This is a genomic window from Leclercia sp. UBA7405, assembly GCF_037152215.1.
GTDB lineage: Bacteria > Pseudomonadota > Gammaproteobacteria > Enterobacterales > Enterobacteriaceae > Enterobacter > Enterobacter pneumoniae.
In genome coordinates, this window is record NZ_JBBCMR010000001.1 from 87296 (window position 1) to 104716 (window position 17421).

A 17421-nucleotide genomic window follows, 5' to 3' on the forward strand; every position below is an offset into this window, starting at 1 on the left:
GGCATGCGATCAGGACTTACTCAGCTGTTCTGATTTTTCCATACACTTATTCATGGCTTCAATAACCGCCGAGCGGAACCCTCGCTCTTCCAGCACCCGTACAGCTTCAATGGTCGTCCCGCCTGGCGAGCAGACCATATCTTTCAGTTCACCCGGATGCTTACCGGTTTCCAGCACCATTTTGGCCGAGCCCATCACCGCCTGAGCTGCAAATTTATATGCCTGCGCCCTTGGCATTCCACCCAGCACGGCGGCATCCGCCATCGCTTCGATGAACATAAAGACATACGCAGGCGCCGAGCCGCTCACGCCCACTACCGGATGGATCATCGCTTCCGCAATCACTTCCGCTTCGCCGAAGCAGCGGAAGATATTCACCACGTCGGCCACATCTTCCGTGGTGACCAGCGCATTAGGGGTGATGGAGGTCATGCCTGCGTTGACCAGCGAAGGGGTGTTTGGCATCGCGCGCACGATTTTGCGATCGTGGCCCATGGCACGAGCCAGCTGATCCAGAGTGACGCCGGCAGCAATCGATACGACAACGGTATCCTTGTTCAGGCTTGAGGTGACGTCGCTCAGCACTTTGACCATGATATTAGGCTTTACGGCACCGAAGAGGATATCCGCTACCTGGGCCACTTCCTGGGCGCTCTGCGCCGCATTGATACCATACTGATCGTGCAGGGCAGCGACTTTATCTGGCGACGGGGTATAGACCCAAATCTGGCCAGGCTGCACCTGGCCGCTGGCAATCAGGCCACCCAGGATGGCTTTACCCATGTTACCGCAGCCGATAAAACCGATTTTCTTCTCCATCACGTCTCCCTCTTTTATGCCTTGTTATGTGTATGGAAGGCTAGCTTAGCGCGGATTGTTACGCAGCGCTAAAGCTTCTGCCTCATCCGCTGCTTTGCCTGAGAAGAAAAGCAAGCGACAATGGGGCAGTTATCGAAAGGAGAGAACATGGCGATTTGGGTGGATGCCGATGCGTGTCCAAATGTGATTAAAGAGATTCTGTTTCGCGCCGCCGAGCGCGTGCAAATGCCCCTGACGCTGGTGGCTAACCAGAACCTGCGAGTCCCACCGTCACGGTTTATTCGCGCCATGCGCGTACCGGCCGGCTTTGACGTAGCGGATAACGAAATAGTGCGTCTGTGCAGCGCGGAGGATCTGGTTATCACCGCCGATATTCCGCTGGCGGCTGAGGTGCTGGAAAAGGGCGCCGCCGCGCTAAATCCAAGAGGTGAGCGTTACTCTCCGGCCACCATTCGTGAAAAACTGACGATGCGTGATTTTATGGACACCCTGCGCGCCAGCGGCGTACAAACCGGGGGGCCGGATAGTTTATCTCAGCGCGACCGACAGCTCTTTGCTGCTGAGCTGGATAAATGGCTTCTCGAGGTGAAACGTCGTCAGGGATGAGCCCAGCATTGTCGTCGGATTGTGCTCCCGTTATGCCACTGGGGTTGTCAGCCCCTGCCGCAATCAGGTATGGTGTGCGGCATCAGGTATGCAATCATTTCTTTACAGTCGCTATCCCTAATTATCAGGGGATAAATCTACATTTGTAAAAATAAATTTACACTGACTTCTGTACTAGTTAAATGGTATCATTGGCCACTTTTCGACGTTACGCTCCGCATCTTTGCGACCTTAAGGGGAACACCAGGTTATGACCCAGCCTATATTCTTGATCGGCCCCCGCGGCTGCGGCAAAACGACGGTGGGGCATGAGCTGGCGCGTCTGTGCGGCTGTGAGTGCATCGATACCGATCGCTGGCTGCAAACCCACGCGCAAAAAAGTATTGCTGAAATTGTTGAGCAGGAAGGGTGGGAAAGCTTTCGCGCTCGCGAGACCGCAGCTCTGGAAGCGGTGACGGCGGTCTCAGGCGTCATTGCCACCGGCGGCGGCATTATTCTGGCACCTTATAACCGGCAGTTTATGCGCGAGAAAGGCACTGTTATTTATCTCTCTGCGCCCGTGCCGGTGCTGGTTGAGCGCCTTGTGGCATTTCCAGAAGAGGGGCAACGCCCTACGCTTACCGGCAAACCGATCAGCGAAGAGGTGAGCGAAGTACTGGCAGAACGCGACGCCCTCTATCGCGAAGCGGCTCACCATGTGGTTGATGCCTCGCTCTCCCCGTCAGAAGTGGTACAAAATATTGCTACTGCGCTGCGTCTGGCTTGTGTTAGCTAACTGATGTCTATACTGATAGTTCACCCCAGATAAAGATAAAAAGGATGAACTATGCCAACAAGACCTCCCTATCCGCGTGAAGCCCGTGTCGTTGCCGTTGAGAAAGGCGCTACGGGCCAGACCGTCACCTGGTATCAGCTGCGTGCCGACCATCCAAAACCCGATTCGCTCATTAGCGAGCATGAAACGGAGCAGGAAGCGCTCGACGCCAAGGTCCGCTACGAAGATCCCGATAAGACTTAAAAAAAATCTGAAAGCGGGAAATACCACGCCTAAATCACATTTATCACTCATTGAATAAGTTAAGCAGAGGTTAATATCTAGTTATTACAGATACCTTCTGCCAGGCGTCCGGATCTTTACATTCCGGCAGGCACATACGCTGCTACGCTATTGTGCTGTTCATACCAGAACAGCGAGCCGCGCAGCGTTGTGAGCCTGTGCCTGTTTTACCTAGTGGTAGTGGAGAAAGGCGAGAAAGATGAAGGCCACCTTGGCGATCCTCACGATTGGGGTAGTCCCAGTAAGCGAAGTGTTACCGCTCTTGACCGAGCATATTTCGGAACAACAGATCACCCATCATAGCTTGCTGGGTAGTCTAAGCCGTGAGGCGGTCATGGAGACCTACGGCGTTGCGCCGGGAGATGATTCCCTGCCGACACTGTTAAGCGACGGTAAAATGGCGACGGTATCCCGGCAAAAGATCGAACGCGATCTGCAGGCCGTTATTGAAGTGCTTGATAATCAGGGGTATGACGTCATCCTGCTGATGAGTACCGCCCCGGTATCCGGGCTGGTGGCCCGTAATGCGATCCTGCTTGAGCCGATGCGGATTATCCCGCCGCTGGTGGCCTCGATTGTGGATGGTCATCAGGTGGGGGTGATCGTGCCGATCCCCGAATTGATGCAAAATCAGTCCCGAAAATGGCAGGCGTTAGAACGTCCGCCGCTCTACTCGCTGGCGAACCCTATCTGGGATAGCGAGGCCAAATTGATCGAGGCCGGGCGCGATCTGCTGGCGCAGGGAGCTGATGTATTGATGCTGGATTGCCTCGGTTTTCATCAGCGTCATCGCGATCTGTTACAAAAAGCGCTCGATGTGCCCGTTTTGTTATCAAACGTACTGGTGGCGCGGCTTGCCTCGGAGCTGCTGGGGTAATGATTTTGCGTGACAGGCAGGGAGTGTGCCCCCTATATTGGATTGACATCCAACAACAAAAAGGGCCAGTTCATGCTTCAAAGTAATGAGTACTTTTCCGGTAAAGTGAAGTCCATCGGTTTTACCAGCAGCATCACTGGCAATGCCAGTGTCGGCGTGATGGCTGAAGGGGAATATACTTTTGGTACCGCTCAGCCTGAAGAGATGACCGTCGTCAGTGGCTCTCTGAAGGTATTGTTACCGGGTGAGACGGAGTGGAAATTGTTTACTGCGGGTCAGATCTTTAACGTTCCGGGCCATAGCGAGTTCCACCTGCAGGTGGCTGAGCCGGCCTCTTATCTCTGCCGTTATCTGTAATTTTTTTTACCCTCTCCCGGTCGGGAGAGGGTAAACAGCATGGCCGATTAGCGCTGTGCTTCTCCGCCGAGACCCTCTACCAGGCTTTGTATCAGTGCGGCTAACTCGCCCGTCATCAGAATAAAGTCGGCATCAAAACGCTGCGCCGGATCGTCACGGTCGATGTCGTCGTTCTGATCGCGCAGTTCGTCAGAGAACTTCAGCCGTTTTACGGAGCCATCGTCGCAGATCATGAACTGGATCCGTTGCTGCCAGTCGAGCGCCAGCTTGGTCACCAGTTTGCCCGCTTCAATGTGCACGGCAATTTCATCGCTCACCAGATCCTGTTTTTTCGCGCGGATCACACCGCCATCTTCCAGGATCGCCTTCAGTTCTGCTTCATCCAGCAGCTGGAAGCCCTGCGGTACGGTACCGCCGCGAACCCATTCGGTGAGCGTCAGCTCAATGGGGTTTTCCATGGTCAGCGGCACGACCGGAAGGGAGCCCAGGCTCTTACGCAGCAGCGCCAGGGTATCTTCCGCTTTTTTAGCGCTGGCACAGTCGACAATAATCAGGCCGTTAACGGTGTCGATCCACATCATCGTCTGGCTGAAGCGACTAAAGGCACGCGGCAGTAGCGAGTGCAGCACTTCATCTTTCAGCGAGTCTTTCTCGGTTTTTTTCAGCTTGCGGCCCTGTTCTGCCTCCAGCTTAAAGATCTTCGCTTCCAGCGCCTGTTTCACGACCGGCGCGGGCAGAATTTTCTCTTCTTTGCGGGCGCAAATGATGATTTGACCATTGGTGGTGTGGGTCAGCGCATCGCTCTGAGAGCCCATCGGTGGAACCCAACCGGTTTTGGCCATATCCTGGCTGCCGCAAGGGCTAAACGTATAAAGGGCTAACTGTTTTTCCATCTCGTCAGCGCGCAGCGGGACATCGCGGCTGAGACGGTAAACCATCAAATTTTTGAACCACAGCATGATAATTTCCACGGCCTTGTCGTTAAATGCAGCGGGCATGATAACGAATTGTCGCATCGCTTGCATTGCTAATCGGGATGCCGACTTCTACTCTGTTGATAATCAAAAAAATGAGGAACGTCCTGTGCGAATTGGTATCGATTTAGGCGGCACGAAAACCGAAGTGATTGCGCTGAGTGAGCAGGGGGAGCAGCTGTTTCGCCACCGTCTGCCCACCCCTCGTGATGATTATCAGCAAACCATAGAAACCATTGCCACGCTGGTGGAGATGGCGGAGCAGGCCACAGGCCAGAGTGGTAGCGTGGGTATGGGGATCCCGGGTTCGATTTCGCCCTATACCGGCGTGGTGAAAAACGCTAACTCAACCTGGCTCAATGGCCAGCCGTTTGACAAAGATCTGAGCCAGCGCCTGAATCGTGAAGTGCGGCTGGCAAACGATGCCAACTGCCTGGCGGTATCCGAGGCTATCGATGGGGCGGCAGCGGGGGCACAGACCGTTTTTGCGGTCATAATCGGCACCGGTTGCGGCGCGGGCGTGGCCTTTGGCGGTCGCTCTCATATCGGCGGCAACGGCACGGCGGGCGAGTGGGGGCACAACCCTTTGCCGTGGATGGACGAAGACGAGCTGAAATACCGCGCGGAAGTGCCCTGCTATTGCGGCAAGCAGGGGTGTATTGAAACCTTTATCTCCGGCACGGGCTTTGCCACCGATTACCACCGACTGAGCGGCAAGCCGCTGAAGGGGAATGAGATCATCCGTCTGGTTGATGCGCAAGATCCCCTCGCTGAACTGGCCCTCAGCCGCTACGAAACGCGGCTGGCGAAATCTCTGGCGCACGTGATCAATATTCTGGATCCGGATGTGATCGTGCTGGGGGGCGGCATGAGCAATGTGGATCGTCTTTATGCCACCGTGCCTCAGCTGGTGAAGCAGTGGGTGTTCGGCGGCGAGTGCGAGACCCCGATTCGCAAAGCGGTGCACGGGGACTCCAGCGGGGTGCGCGGCGCCGCCTGGCTCTGGCCGCAGTGACGATGTCGCCCTCTTGCAGCGCAAGAGGGCGCAGCCTTATTCGACCGCAAACGCGCGGTCTAGCTTGCTGAAGCCCAGCCCGTTGATCTTCTTAACCTTAATCTGCACCGGAATGCGCTCCTTCATCGCCTCGACGTGACTGATCACCCCGATGGTCTTGCCGCTGGCGTTCAGGGCATCCAGCGCATCCAGGGCTGTGTCCAGCGTCTCGCTGTCCAGGGTGCCAAAACCTTCATCGAGGAACAGCGAGTCGATACGCGTTTTATGACTCACCAGGTCGGAAAGCGCCAGCGCCAGCGCCAGGCTCACCAGGAAGCTCTCACCGCCTGAAAGGGTGCGGGTATCGCGTACGGCATCGGCCTGCCAGGTATCGACCACCTCCAGCTCCAGCGCGTCGCTGATTTTCCGTTGCAGGAGATAGCGGCCGTGCAGGCGGATAAGCTGCTGGTTTGCCAGCCAGACCAGGTTATCCAGGGTCAGCCCCTGCGCAAATTTACGGAAGCGATCGCCCTCTTTTGAGCCAATCAGCGCATTCAAATATCCCCAGTCCTCCGCCAGACGTGCGGCCTCTTCAATTTGCTGCATCAGCACCTGCTGGTGCTGGCGATTGTCGGCGTCCTGTTTTAGCTGCTGGCGTATTTCACCCTGACGTGTGGTGTTTTCACGCAGTTTCAGCGCCAGGTGGTGTAACTGCTCCTGCAGGGTCTGCATCGCGATCTCATCAGGAAGATCTGCGGGGCGTTGTGCCGCATGCGCTTTACACTGCTGCTCTGCCTGGTGAGCCAGGGCGCGTGATTGCTGGATCTGCTGCTCCAGCGTCTGTTTCAGCTGCTCCAGCTTGCTCACGCTCTCATCATCCAGCACGGCGGCCAGGAAGGCCTGCTGATCGGTAAAACAGCTGGCGGACAGGGCTGCCGCAAACTGCTCTTGTAATTCCGCCAGCCTGTCGGCGTCCACTCTCTCTTGCGCCTGCAGCGTATTCAGTTGGCTCTGCAGCGAGATGCACTCGGTGTGGATCGCCTGCCAGTTTTCGGGCACCGGCTCTTCATCTTCCTGCTCTGAAGGCGGCAGGGTATCAAGCAGGGGTTTCAGGGCCTGGATACGCTCCTGGATGGCCGCAAGCTGCGTCTGTTGCGCTTGCCAGCTATTCGCCTCGGCTTCACGTTCGGCGAGCCAGGCCGCAGCTTCGCCCTCGGCGGGGGCGGTGAGTGCCAGCGCCTCTAGCGCGCTCTGCAGCGACTGTTGCTGGGCGTCGAGTTGTTGTTTGCTCTGGTGTCGCTGCTGTTCCAGGTCGTTTAACTGAACCTGTAGTGCGTGGTGCTGGCTAAGCTGGTAAAGCTGTTGCTCGTACTGCTCCTGCTCGTTCAACCAGTATGTGATGTCGTCCTGAATCGAGTGGTTGATAGCTAGCTGGGCGCAGCTCTCCTGCCACGCTTTAGTAAGTGCTTGCTCATCTTCTGAGAGCGTCTGGATCAGCTTCGCCTCGCGTTGCAACTGCTCAATACGCGCGTTCAGTTGCCCGCGCAGCAGCAGACCCTCTTCCTCAAGCTGCTTAACCGCACGCTCAAGCTCATCACGGCGTCGCTGATTTTCCGTTAACTCCAGCGCCTGGTATTGCGAAACCGCAGGATGGTGGGTCGAGCCGCAGAGCGGGCAGGCTTTGCCGGCCTCCAGCGTGGCGCGATAACTTTCCAGCGATTTAATCAGTTCTTCCTGCTCGCAGAGCGTTTTGATATCCAGATAGTGTTGCTGCTTCTCTTTATACTGCAGGCGGCGCGCCGTCAGGGTCTCTTCCAGACGGGTTTTCTCTGCTTCTCCTTTCTGCTGACCGTCGCGATTATCAGCCAGTTGTTTTTGCAGCGGCTGGTAGCGAGCCTGCAGGGTGGCGAGGCGCTGGCGCACCGGGCGCAGTTGCACCTGTCGCTCAATGGCGGCGGCGGTCTCCTCTGGCGACAGCGTCAGAGCAGGCTGCGGCAACGCAGCGCGTTTTTGCTGAAACTCCGCAAGCCGTTTGTTGAGGCCATCATACTGCTGTTTATCGCGTTGCTGCTGGCTGAAAAGGGCCCGCCAACCGGCAATGTGCGAACTCCAGAGACCAAACTGACGATGCGCTTCCATCCAGAGGGTCATCTGCTTCTGTTGCGCCTCAAGCTGCCCCATGCTGCTCGCTGCACCGTTACGGACGCGCCCCCGCTGTGCCATCCGGTCACGTAAGCGAGCATTCACTTCTGAAATTTGCTGGCGGGTACGGGTGAGAGAGGCACTCTGCTCTTGCTCGCGCGTCCATAGCGGGCGCAGCGCCTGTGCAGGAAGGGCCAGTTGCAGCCTCGCCAGTTGCGGCTGGGCATCCGTTTGCGCGTGAAGCGCTTGCTGATGTGCAGCCTGCGCCTGTTGCTGGGCGCGGGCCAGCTCATCACTGCGCACCCACCACTGATGCCAGCGCTGCTGGCGCTGCTGTTCGGCCAGCAGTGAGGTTTCTTCGTCAGTAAGTGCCTGCAAACCTTGAACTAACTGCTGCTGTTGTTCTTCGCTTAACAGCACCACCCCGGCGGCTTGCGCTTCGCGCATTTCAAGCTGTTGGCGAGCGGCTTTGTGTTTTTCAAATACCTTCGCCGAAATCTGGCCGTAGATCTCCGTTCCCGTCAGCTCCTCTAACAGCTCCGCACGCTCTTTCGGTTTTGCATTGAGAAAGGCGGCAAACTGACCCTGCGAGAGCAACATTGAGCGGGTAAACCGGTCGTAATCCAGCCCGGTCAGGGAGGCGGTCAGCTCCAGTTTATCTTTCACTTTGTCGGCGAGGATTTTGCCATCTTCACAGCGGGCCAGCTCAACGCGCGGCGCCTGCAGATTGCCATCAGGCTGGTTGCGGGCGCGGTTCTGGCTCCAGAAGGCGCGATAGGCCACCTCTTTGACCTCAAATTCCACTTCGGCAAGACACTCGGCGGTGTCCCGGGTCATGAGATCGTTTTGTGACTGTGAGAGCGTGTTCAGGCGCGGTGTTTCGTGGTACAGCGCGAGGCAGATGGCGTCCAGCAGGGTGGTTTTCCCCGCACCGGTCGGCCCGGTAATGGCAAACAGACCGTTGCTGAGAAAGGGCTCGGCGGTGAAGTCGATTTTCCACTCACCCTTTAATGAATTGAGGTTCTTCAGGCGCAGACTCAAAATTTTCATGGGTGCGACTCCTCGTCATTCAGGGTATTTAGCGCATCGTTAAACAGCTCATTCAGCCGCGCGCGCCGTGTTTCATCCAGCTCTTCCTGGGCCAGTCGCCGTTCGAAGACCTCTTCCACCTTCAGTTCACTCAATGTCTCGCGCTGGGCGGCGAGCAGACTTTTCTGGCGCTGTTCCCGGCTGCGGCGCACCAGTAACACCTCTACCGGCAGACCCTCGGTGAGCGCCTGAATTTTGCGCTGCATATTGTGCAGGTATTCGTCGGTAGTGATCTCAATATCGAGCCATACTGGCGGGGTTTGCGCGACGCCGCGCCACTGTTCAAGCTGCTGGGTAATTGACGCCAGGTCGCCTTTCAGGACGGCCAGTTGCTGGGTTACCGGCACCTCCAGCGTCTCGACGGCGCTCAGCTTGCCGTCATGGAAGCTGACCAGATGCACGCTTTTGTTTTTCCCCGTCTCGTCAAAGCTAAGGGCGATAGGGGAGCCGCAGTAGCGGATATGCTCACAGCCGCCGATGACCTGCGCCCGATGAATATGGCCCAGCGCGATATAGTCCGCCGCCGGGAAGTTCTGCGCCGGGAACGCGTCCAGCGTGCCGATATAGATGTCGCGGACCGCATCGCTTTTACTGGCGCCAACGGTCGTCAGATGGCCCGTGGCGATCACCGGCAGGGCGCTATCGCTCCGCAGGGCACAGGCGTCGGCATATTGTCTGGCGTAATAATCGGTAATGGCCTGCAGGAGATGCTGCTGCTTCTCTGCACCGGACATCCCCGCCTGGCTCTGCACCACATCGCGAGGGCGTAAAAACGGTACCGGGCAGAGTATGGCACCCGGGGTGCCGTCGCGTTTTTTTAACACCTGCGGTGTGTGTCCGGTGCTGGCGATGACGGTAGTATTCAGAAACGCCAACAGATCGCGGGATTCGTTCAGGGTCGCCACGGAATCATGATTGCCTGCGACAATCACCAGATGGCAGCCGGTCTGCTGCAGGTTCACCACAAAGCGGTTATAAAGCTCACGCGCATAGCTGGGGGGCGATCCGGTATCGAAGATATCTCCGGCGACGACAATGGCATCTACCTGCTGCGCTTGCGCAACCTCCAGCAGCCAGTTGAGGAAGGCTTCATGTTCATTGGCGCGGCTCTTACTGTAAAAATTCTGACCCAGGTGCCAGTCTGAGGTGTGAAGTATGCGCATAACAGATCCGTGGCAAAAAGAGGGGAAGGGGATTATAAACGTCTAAAGGCAGGAAAATCACGGTTGCCAGAAAACAACAGCTTGCCATCTGAGCCGGAACAGTTTTTCATAAATCTGTCACAAATCTGACGCATAATGACGCCGCATTACAATCATGTAACCTAATTAAGACAGGGCAATGTATGGCGAGACGTATTCTGGTCGTAGAAGATGAAGCACCTATCCGTGAAATGGTCTGTTTCGTGCTTGAGCAAAATGGCTTTCAGCCCGTTGAAGCCGAGGATTATGACAGTGCGGTGAACCAGCTCAACGAACCCTGGCCCGATCTTATTCTGCTGGACTGGATGCTGCCTGGCGGCTCGGGTCTGCAATTTATCAAACACATTAAACGTGAAGCCCTGACCCGGGATATCCCGGTGGTGATGCTGACCGCGCGTGGTGAAGAGGAGGATCGTGTCCGCGGTCTGGAAACCGGCGCGGATGATTACATCACCAAGCCCTTCTCGCCAAAAGAGCTGGTGGCGCGTATCAAAGCCGTGATGCGCCGCATCTCGCCGATGGCGGTGGAAGAGGTGATTGAGATGCAGGGGCTTAGCCTGGATCCTACCTCTCATCGCGTCATGACCGGCGAAAACCCACTCGATATGGGCCCCACCGAATTCAAATTATTGCACTTCTTTATGACCCACCCGGAGCGTGTCTACAGCCGCGAACAGTTGCTCAACAATGTCTGGGGAACTAACGTCTATGTCGAAGACCGGACGGTGGATGTCCATATCAGGCGCCTTCGCAAAGCGCTGGAACTCAGCGGGCACGATCGTATGGTGCAGACGGTCCGCGGCACGGGTTATCGATTCTCGACCCGTTACTGAACAATGACAGGAGTGTGACGCGTGCTGGAACGTCTGTCATGGAAAAGGCTTTTATTTGAACTGATCTTATGCTGCATTCCGGCCCTGATTCTGGGGGCCGTGTTGGGTTATCTTCCGTGGTTTTTACTTGCGGCAGTGACCGGCCTGCTTATCTGGCACTTCTGGAATTTATTGCGTCTCTCCTGGTGGCTATGGGTAGACAGAAGCATGACCCCGCCGCCGGGTAGCGGCAGTTGGGAGCCGCTCCTGTATGGCCTGCAACAGATGCAGATGCGTAATAAAAAGCGTCGACGCGAGCTGGGTAGCCTGATTAAGCGCTTTCGCAGCGGCGCCGAATCGTTGCCGGACGCGGTGGTGTTGACCACCGAAGAGGGGGCGATCTTCTGGTGTAATGGCCTGGCGCAGCAGCTTCTTGGCCTGCGCTGGCCGGACGATAACGGCCAGAATATCCTTAACTTGCTGCGTTATCCGGAATTCGCCCGTTACCTGAAAGCGCGCGATTTTACCCGCCCGCACAATCTGGTACTGAACAATAGCCGTCATCTTGAGATCCGCGTCATGCCTTACAGCGATCAACAGTGGTTGATGGTGGCGCGTGACGTGACCCAGATGCACCAGCTGGAAGGGGCGCGTAGAAACTTCTTTGCTAACGTCAGCCATGAGTTGCGTACGCCGTTAACGGTGTTGCAGGGCTATCTGGAGATGATGCAGGAGCAGACGCTGGAGGGGGCACCGCGCGAGAAAGCGTTGCACACCATGCGTGAACAGACCCACCGGATGGAGGGGCTGGTTCGCCAGTTATTGACGCTTTCGCGTATCGAAGCCGCACCAACGCTAGCGCTGAACGATACCATTGATGTGCCGATGATGCTGCGCCTGCTCGAACGTGAAGCCCAGACCTTAAGCCACGGTAGACACCAGTTGAGCTTCGACGTGGACAACACGTTAAAAGTGCGCGGCAGTGAAGATGAACTGCGCAGCGCCATCTCGAACCTGGTTTATAACGCGGTGAATCATACCCCTGAGGGCACCTCGATTAAGGTGCGCTGGCAGCGTGTCGCTTCCGGCGCGGAGTTTAGCGTTGATGATGATGGACCCGGGGTGGCACCAGAACACATTCCGCGTTTGACTGAACGCTTCTACCGGGTGGATAAAGCCCGATCCCGGCAGACCGGGGGCAGTGGCCTGGGGCTGGCGATTGTGAAGCATGCCATTAATCACCATGAAAGCCGGCTCGATATCTCCAGCCAGCCCGGCGTAAGCACGCGTTTCAGCTTCGTTATTCCGGAACGTTTGCTTGCCAGTTGAAAGGGCTGAGAGGAGTGCTGTAATCGGAAGTTGCCACAGGCCAGCGAAAGCTGGCCTGTTTACTTTGCAGTCAGGCGAAGCGAGCATGATTTTCATACTGCTGTTGCTTTTTTGTTCGCATGATTAGCCATGAGTTTTTCTTATACATGGTTCATTGTTCCAATCACTCTTTTCATTCCGGCATAATGTTCTGGTTTTGAGATCCTATATTGCCTTTAAACGTTATAAGCGTTTAAATTGCGCCCCAGATATCGTCATACCGACTATATTTGCGTGGTAAATCGAAAAACTATTCTTCTCCACGCCAGTACGGGAGTATATCCCACTGAAATTGAGTATTTTTTCCGCTGTTTTGTCCCGGCAGGGATGGCGAAAAATTCATCGTTTTCAACACCACATCCACAGGCAGTAAGGTTTTATGACCCATCATCTGAAATCGCGCGACATCGTTGCGCTGGGCTTTATGACATTTGCGCTGTTCGTTGGCGCAGGCAACATCATCTTTCCTCCCATGGTTGGCTTGCAGGCGGGTGAACACGTCTGGACGGCAGCCATTGGCTTCCTGATCACTGCCGTGGGTCTGCCGGTGCTAACCGTTATCGCGCTGGCGAAAGTGGGCGGCGGCGTGGACAGCCTCAGCACCCCGATTGGTAAAGTGGCTGGCATTCTGCTGGCGACCGTCTGTTATCTGGCCGTGGGCCCGCTGTTTGCCACGCCACGTACCGCGACCGTCTCATTCGAAGTGGGGATCGCGCCCCTGACGGGCGACGGCGCGATGCCGCTGTTTATCTACAGCCTGGTCTACTTCGCGCTTGTGATTCTGGTTTCTCTCTATCCGGGCAAACTGCTGGATACGGTAGGTAACTTCCTGGCTCCGCTGAAAATCGTGGCGCTGATCGTTCTGGCCGTGGCCGCCGTGATGTGGCCTGCAGGCCCCATCAGCGATGCGATGGATGCCTATAAAAACGCTGCCTTCTCTAACGGCTTCGTGAATGGCTATCTGACGATGGATACGCTGGGCGCCATGGTATTTGGTATCGTTATTGTCAACGCTGCGCGTTCCCGTGGCGTAACGGAAGCGCGTCTGCTGACCCGTTACACCATCTGGGCGGGTCTGATGGCCGGCGTGGGCCTGACGCTGCTCTATCTGGCATTGTTCCGTCTGGGTTCCGATAGCGCCACGCTGGTGGATCAGAGCGCTAACGGTGCGGCGATCCTGCATGCTTACGTGCAGCATACCTTTGGTGGTGCAGGTAGCTTCCTGCTGGCGGTATTGATCTTCCTGGCCTGTCTGGTGACGGCGGTAGGGCTGACCTGCGCCTGTGCAGAGTTCTTTGCGCAGTATCTGCCGCTCTCTTACCGCACGCTGGTGTTTATCCTCGGCATCTTCTCAATGGCGGTCTCGAATCTGGGACTGAGCCACCTGATTCAGGTGTCCATTCCGGTACTGACGGCCATTTACCCGCCGTGTATTGTACTGGTTGTGCTGAGCTTTACCCGCCCGTGGTGGCACAACTCCTCACGAATTATTGCCCCGGCCATGTTTATCAGCCTGATTTTTGGTATCCTTGACGGGATTAAAGCATCCGCTATTGGCGACGTACTGCCTGCCTGGACACAGCGTCTGCCGCTGTCTGAGCAGGGGCTGGCCTGGCTGATGCCTACCGTTGTTGCACTGGTATTGGCTGTTATCTGGGATCGTGCTGCAGGACGCCAGGTTACATCGAACGCGCATTAATCAACGGCAGAATGTACAACCACGGGGCTTATGGCCCCGTGGTTTTTTGTTTTTTTGTGTTGAATGGCAAGACATAAATGGAAAGCTCTAACAAACTCAAGCGGGGTCTCACCGCCCGTCACATTCGCTTTATGGCACTGGGTTCTGCAATAGGCACGGGCCTTTTTTATGGCTCGGCAGATGCCATAAAAATGGCCGGTCCCAGCGTATTGCTGGCCTATATTATTGGCGGCGCCGCGGCCTATATCATCATGCGTGCCCTTGGGGAGATGTCGGTTCATAACCCCTCAGCCAGCTCGTTCTCACGCTATGCCCAGGAAAACCTCGGGCCACTGGCCGGGTATATCACCGGCTGGACCTACTGCTTTGAAATTCTGATTGTGGCCATCGCCGATGTGACCGCGTTCGGAATTTATATGGGCGTCTGGTTCCCCACGGTGCCGCACTGGATCTGGGTCTTAAGCGTCGTGATGATCATCTGCGCCGTTAACCTGATGAGCGTAAAAGTGTTCGGTGAACTGGAGTTCTGGTTCTCGTTCTTTAAAGTCGCCACCATCATTGTGATGATTGCTGCCGGCTTTGGCATCATTATCTGGGGTATTGGCAACGGCGGCGAAGCGACCGGAATTCATAATCTCTGGAGCAACGGCGGCTTCTTCAGCAACGGCTGGATTGGAATGGTGATGTCGCTGCAGATGGTGATGTTCGCCTACGGCGGGATCGAAATCATCGGTATTACCGCGGGCGAAGCGAAAGATCCTGAAAAATCTATTCCTCGTGCGATTAACTCAGTGCCAATGCGTATCCTGGTCTTCTATGTGGGCACGCTGTTCGTCATTATGTCCATCTACCCGTGGAATCAGGTCGGCACCAACGGCAGCCCGTTTGTCCTTACCTTCCAGCATTTGGGGATTGCCTTTGCCGCCAGCATTCTTAACTTTGTGGTGCTGACCGCTTCGCTCTCGGCCATCAATGCCGACGTATTTGGCGTGGGTCGTATGCTGCACGGCATGGCCGAGCAGGGCAGTGCGCCGAAGATCTTCGCCAAAACCTCCCGTCGTGGTACGCCATGGGTGACGGTGATGGTGATGACGGTCGCGCTGCTGCTGTCGGTCTACCTGAACTACATCATGCCGGAGCGCGTCTTCCTGGTGATTGCTTCGCTGGCCACCTTCGCCACCGTATGGGTGTGGATTATGATCCTGTTGTCGCAGATCGCCTTCCGCCGCCGTCTGGGGCCAGAAGCCTCGAAAGCGCTGAAGTTTAAAGTGCCGGGTGGGGTAGCGACGACGGTCGTTGGGCTGATCTTCCTGGTCTTTATTATCGCGCTGATCGGTTACCATCCGGATACCCGCATTTCGTTGTACGTAGGCTTCGCGTGGATCGCTCTGCTGCTGGTGGGCTGGGTCTTCAAACGTCGCCACGAACGTCAGATCGCCAAGGTACAGTAATCAGAATGCCCGGCACCTGCCGGGCATTTTTTCTCCTCCCCCGATCTCCTCCCCTAATAATTGTCTCCGCGATGAGTGAACATCCTCTACCCTATGGCAAGGTGGCCTCAATTATGGGAAAGGGGATACGAAATGTTGAAGGCATGGCACCTCGCGGTTGCCCCATTTGTTAAGCAAAACAAAGACAAGCTCGTGATTACGCTCTGGCTGGCAGGCGACAATCAGCCTGAGCGGGTGACGCTTCGCGCCGAAGTGGACAATGAAGAGACGACGCTGAAAATGCACAAACAGCGTAGCCAGCCGCAGCCGGGGATCACGGCATGGCGGGCCACGATCGATCTAAACAGCGGCCAGCCGCGTCGACGCTACAGTTTTAAATTGCTCTGGCACGACCGCCAGCTGTGGTTTACCCCCCAGGGCTTCAGCCGTTTTCCACCGGCCCGTCTGGAGCAATTTGCCGTCGATTATCCCGATAATGGCCCTCAGTGGGTGGTGGAGCAGGTCTTCTACCAAATCTTCCCGGATCGCTTCGCCCGCAGCCAGCAGCGTACGGCATTGCAGGATCAACGCTATTATCACCACGCCGCCGGGCAGGAGGTTATCTTCCGCCAGTGGGATGAGCCCGTCACCGCGCAGGCGGGCGGCTCCACCTTCTATGGCGGGGATCTGGACGGTATCAGCGAAAAGTTACCCTATCTGAAAAAACTCGGCGTCACGGCGCTCTACCTGAATCCGGTCTTTGCCGCGCCCAGCGTGCACAAATACGATACCGAGGATTATCGTCGGGTAGATGAGCAGTTCGGTGGCGATGGAGCATTGCTGCGCCTGCGTGAAAATACTCACCGTGAGGGGATGCGTCTGATTCTGGATGGCGTCTTTAACCACAGCGGCGACTCTCATGCCTGGTTTGATCGCCACAACCAGACAATGGGCGGCGCCTGTCATAATCCGCAATCGGCCCAGCGTGACTGGTATAGCTTCAACGACGAGGGCTACGCGCTTGACTGGCTGGGTTACCCCAGCCTGCCGAAGCTGGACTATGCCTCGGATGCGCTGGTGCAGGAGATTTATGGCGGCGAGGAGAGTATTGTCCGCCACTGGCTGAAAGCCCCCTGGAACATGGACGGCTGGCGGCTGGATGTCGTGCATATGCTTGGCGAAGCGGGCGGCGCGCGGAATAATTTGCAGCACGTCGCCGGTATCACCCGTTCGGCGAAAGCCGCCCGGCCAGATGCCTTTGTCTTTGGCGAGCATTTCGGTGATGCCCGTCAGTGGCTGCAGGCCGATGCGGAAGATTCGGCGATGAACTATCGCGGTTTTACTTTCCCGCTCTGGGGCTTTTTGGCGAATACGGATATCTCTTACGATCCGCAGCGTATCGACGCTGAAACCTGCATGGCGTGGATGGATAACTACCGCGCCAGTCTGTCGCATCAGCAGCAGCTCCGGATGTTCAACCAGCTGGATAGCCACGATACCGCACGCTTTAAAACGCTGCTGGGCAAAGATGTGGCGCGGTTACCGCTGGCGGTCATCTGGCTCTTTAGCTGGCCGGGCGTGCCGTGCATCTATTATGGCGATGAAGTCGGGCTGGATGGCAATAATGACCCCTTCTGCCGCAAAACCTTCCCGTGGGAGCCAGAGAAGCAGGATAAACACCTGCTGGCGCTCTATCAGCGGATGGCGAAGCTGCGCAAACAGAGCCAGGCCCTGCGCTACGGCGGTTGTCAGGTGATCTATGCGCACGATAACGTGGTGGTGTTTATACGCGTCTATAACCAGCAGCGGGTGCTGGTGGCGATAAATCGCGGTGAGGCCTGCGAAGTGGTACTGGACGACACGCCGTTATTGAGCGTGAAGACGTGGCTTCTGAAAGAGGGGAAAGGCAGCGTGCAGGATGGCGTGCTCTCTCTGCCGGCGATATCGGCCACCGTCTGGGCAGGCAACCATTAATAACAAAAAGGCCCGCATGCG

Annotated in this window: 15 protein-coding genes; 11 read left to right on the forward strand and 4 right to left on the reverse strand. The window is 56.5% G+C overall.

Features of this window, described 5'->3' with window-relative positions; all coding sequences use genetic code 11:
- Nucleotides 1-9: 9 nt before the first annotated feature.
- On the reverse strand, nucleotides 10-819 hold the full coding sequence (gene proC, locus WFN75_RS00430) for a pyrroline-5-carboxylate reductase (protein ID WP_046884483.1): 810 nt from the start codon (nucleotides 817-819) through the stop codon (nucleotides 10-12).
- A 147-nt stretch (nucleotides 820-966) separates the two neighbouring features.
- Between proC and WFN75_RS00435 the strand changes: the two genes are divergently transcribed.
- The 5 genes from WFN75_RS00435 (at nucleotide 967) to ppnP (ending at nucleotide 3716) form a co-directional block, all read left to right on the forward strand.
- Nucleotides 967-1425: a YaiI/YqxD family protein gene (locus tag WFN75_RS00435; RefSeq protein ID WP_040076966.1), complete on the forward strand. Its 459-nt coding sequence runs from the start codon at nucleotides 967-969 to the stop codon at nucleotides 1423-1425.
- A gap of 250 nt (nucleotides 1426-1675) precedes the next feature.
- A complete protein-coding gene (gene aroL, locus WFN75_RS00440) occupies nucleotides 1676-2200 on the forward strand; it encodes a shikimate kinase AroL (RefSeq protein WP_207293087.1) in 525 nt (174 codons plus the stop codon).
- Nucleotides 2201-2251: 51 nt separating this feature from the next.
- Nucleotides 2252-2443 (forward strand): protein YaiA, encoded by a 192-nt coding sequence (gene yaiA, locus WFN75_RS00445; RefSeq protein ID WP_040076963.1) that lies wholly within the window; start codon nucleotides 2252-2254, stop codon nucleotides 2441-2443.
- Between the two features lie 238 nt (nucleotides 2444-2681).
- On the forward strand, nucleotides 2682-3359 hold the full coding sequence (locus tag WFN75_RS00450; protein ID WP_046884481.1) for an AroM family protein: 678 nt from the start codon (nucleotides 2682-2684) through the stop codon (nucleotides 3357-3359).
- A gap of 72 nt (nucleotides 3360-3431) precedes the next feature.
- On the forward strand, nucleotides 3432-3716 hold the full coding sequence (gene ppnP, locus WFN75_RS00455; RefSeq protein ID WP_040076960.1) for a pyrimidine/purine nucleoside phosphorylase: 285 nt from the start codon (nucleotides 3432-3434) through the stop codon (nucleotides 3714-3716).
- A 47-nt stretch (nucleotides 3717-3763) separates the two neighbouring features.
- Here the strand turns inward: ppnP and rdgC are convergent, their stop codons facing one another.
- A complete protein-coding gene (gene rdgC / locus WFN75_RS00460) occupies nucleotides 3764-4675 on the reverse strand; it encodes a recombination-associated protein RdgC (RefSeq protein WP_040078583.1) in 912 nt (303 codons plus the stop codon).
- Between the two features lie 124 nt (nucleotides 4676-4799).
- On the opposite strand from rdgC, the gene mak reads away from it, so the two are divergent.
- The gene (gene mak / locus WFN75_RS00465) at nucleotides 4800-5705 is read left to right on the forward strand and encodes a fructokinase (RefSeq protein ID WP_040076958.1); all 906 of its coding nucleotides are present in this window, start codon (nucleotides 4800-4802) and stop codon (nucleotides 5703-5705) included.
- Between the two features lie 36 nt (nucleotides 5706-5741).
- On the opposite strand, the gene sbcC is transcribed toward mak, so the two are convergent.
- Together sbcC and sbcD are read right to left on the reverse strand one after the other, a co-directional pair.
- Nucleotides 5742-8876, reverse strand: coding sequence for an exonuclease subunit SbcC (gene sbcC, locus WFN75_RS00470; RefSeq protein ID WP_336995426.1), 3135 nt, complete (start codon nucleotides 8874-8876; stop codon nucleotides 5742-5744).
- The gene (gene sbcD / locus WFN75_RS00475) at nucleotides 8873-10078 is read right to left on the reverse strand and encodes an exonuclease subunit SbcD (protein ID WP_336995427.1); all 1206 of its coding nucleotides are present in this window, start codon (nucleotides 10076-10078) and stop codon (nucleotides 8873-8875) included. The genes sbcC and sbcD overlap by 4 nt, the downstream gene beginning before the upstream one ends.
- A gap of 182 nt (nucleotides 10079-10260) precedes the next feature.
- On the opposite strand from sbcD, the gene phoB reads away from it, so the two are divergent.
- From phoB to malZ, 5 genes are all read left to right on the forward strand, one after another.
- A complete protein-coding gene (gene phoB, locus WFN75_RS00480; protein WP_040076955.1) occupies nucleotides 10261-10950 on the forward strand; it encodes a phosphate response regulator transcription factor PhoB in 690 nt (229 codons plus the stop codon).
- A gap of 21 nt (nucleotides 10951-10971) precedes the next feature.
- Nucleotides 10972-12258, forward strand: a complete 1287-nt coding sequence (gene phoR / locus WFN75_RS00485; protein ID WP_336995428.1) for a phosphate regulon sensor histidine kinase PhoR — start codon at nucleotides 10972-10974, stop codon at nucleotides 12256-12258.
- Between the two features lie 418 nt (nucleotides 12259-12676).
- Nucleotides 12677-13996: a branched-chain amino acid transporter carrier protein BrnQ gene (gene brnQ, locus WFN75_RS00490; protein WP_046884477.1), complete on the forward strand. Its 1320-nt coding sequence runs from the start codon at nucleotides 12677-12679 to the stop codon at nucleotides 13994-13996.
- 77 nt (nucleotides 13997-14073) lie between these two features.
- Nucleotides 14074-15447 (forward strand): proline-specific permease ProY, encoded by a 1374-nt coding sequence (gene proY / locus WFN75_RS00495; RefSeq protein ID WP_212477052.1) that lies wholly within the window; start codon nucleotides 14074-14076, stop codon nucleotides 15445-15447.
- A 132-nt stretch (nucleotides 15448-15579) separates the two neighbouring features.
- Entirely contained in the window at nucleotides 15580-17400 is a 1821-nt protein-coding gene (gene malZ, locus WFN75_RS00500; RefSeq protein WP_263616371.1) for a maltodextrin glucosidase, read from the forward strand.
- Nucleotides 17401-17421 lie beyond the last annotated feature (21 nt).

Coding starts and splice junctions, on each gene's coding strand:
- WFN75_RS00450 (WP_046884481.1), top strand. CDS start 2,682: ATGAAGGCCACCTTGGCGATCCTCACGATTGGGGTAGTCCCAGTAAGC.
- aroL (WP_207293087.1), top strand. CDS start 1,676: ATGACCCAGCCTATATTCTTGATCGGCCCCCGCGGCTGCGGCAAAACG.
- WFN75_RS00435 (WP_040076966.1), top strand. CDS start 967: ATGGCGATTTGGGTGGATGCCGATGCGTGTCCAAATGTGATTAAAGAG.
- brnQ (WP_046884477.1), top strand. CDS start 12,677: ATGACCCATCATCTGAAATCGCGCGACATCGTTGCGCTGGGCTTTATG.
- ppnP (WP_040076960.1), top strand. CDS start 3,432: ATGCTTCAAAGTAATGAGTACTTTTCCGGTAAAGTGAAGTCCATCGGT.
- malZ (WP_263616371.1), top strand. CDS start 15,580: ATGTTGAAGGCATGGCACCTCGCGGTTGCCCCATTTGTTAAGCAAAAC.
- rdgC (WP_040078583.1), bottom strand. CDS start 4,675: ATGCTGTGGTTCAAAAATTTGATGGTTTACCGTCTCAGCCGCGATGTC.
- yaiA (WP_040076963.1), top strand. CDS start 2,252: ATGCCAACAAGACCTCCCTATCCGCGTGAAGCCCGTGTCGTTGCCGTT.
- sbcC (WP_336995426.1), bottom strand. CDS start 8,876: ATGAAAATTTTGAGTCTGCGCCTGAAGAACCTCAATTCATTAAAGGGT.
- sbcD (WP_336995427.1), bottom strand. CDS start 10,078: ATGCGCATACTTCACACCTCAGACTGGCACCTGGGTCAGAATTTTTAC.
- proY (WP_212477052.1), top strand. CDS start 14,074: ATGGAAAGCTCTAACAAACTCAAGCGGGGTCTCACCGCCCGTCACATT.
- proC (WP_046884483.1), bottom strand. CDS start 819: ATGGAGAAGAAAATCGGTTTTATCGGCTGCGGTAACATGGGTAAAGCC.
- phoB (WP_040076955.1), top strand. CDS start 10,261: ATGGCGAGACGTATTCTGGTCGTAGAAGATGAAGCACCTATCCGTGAA.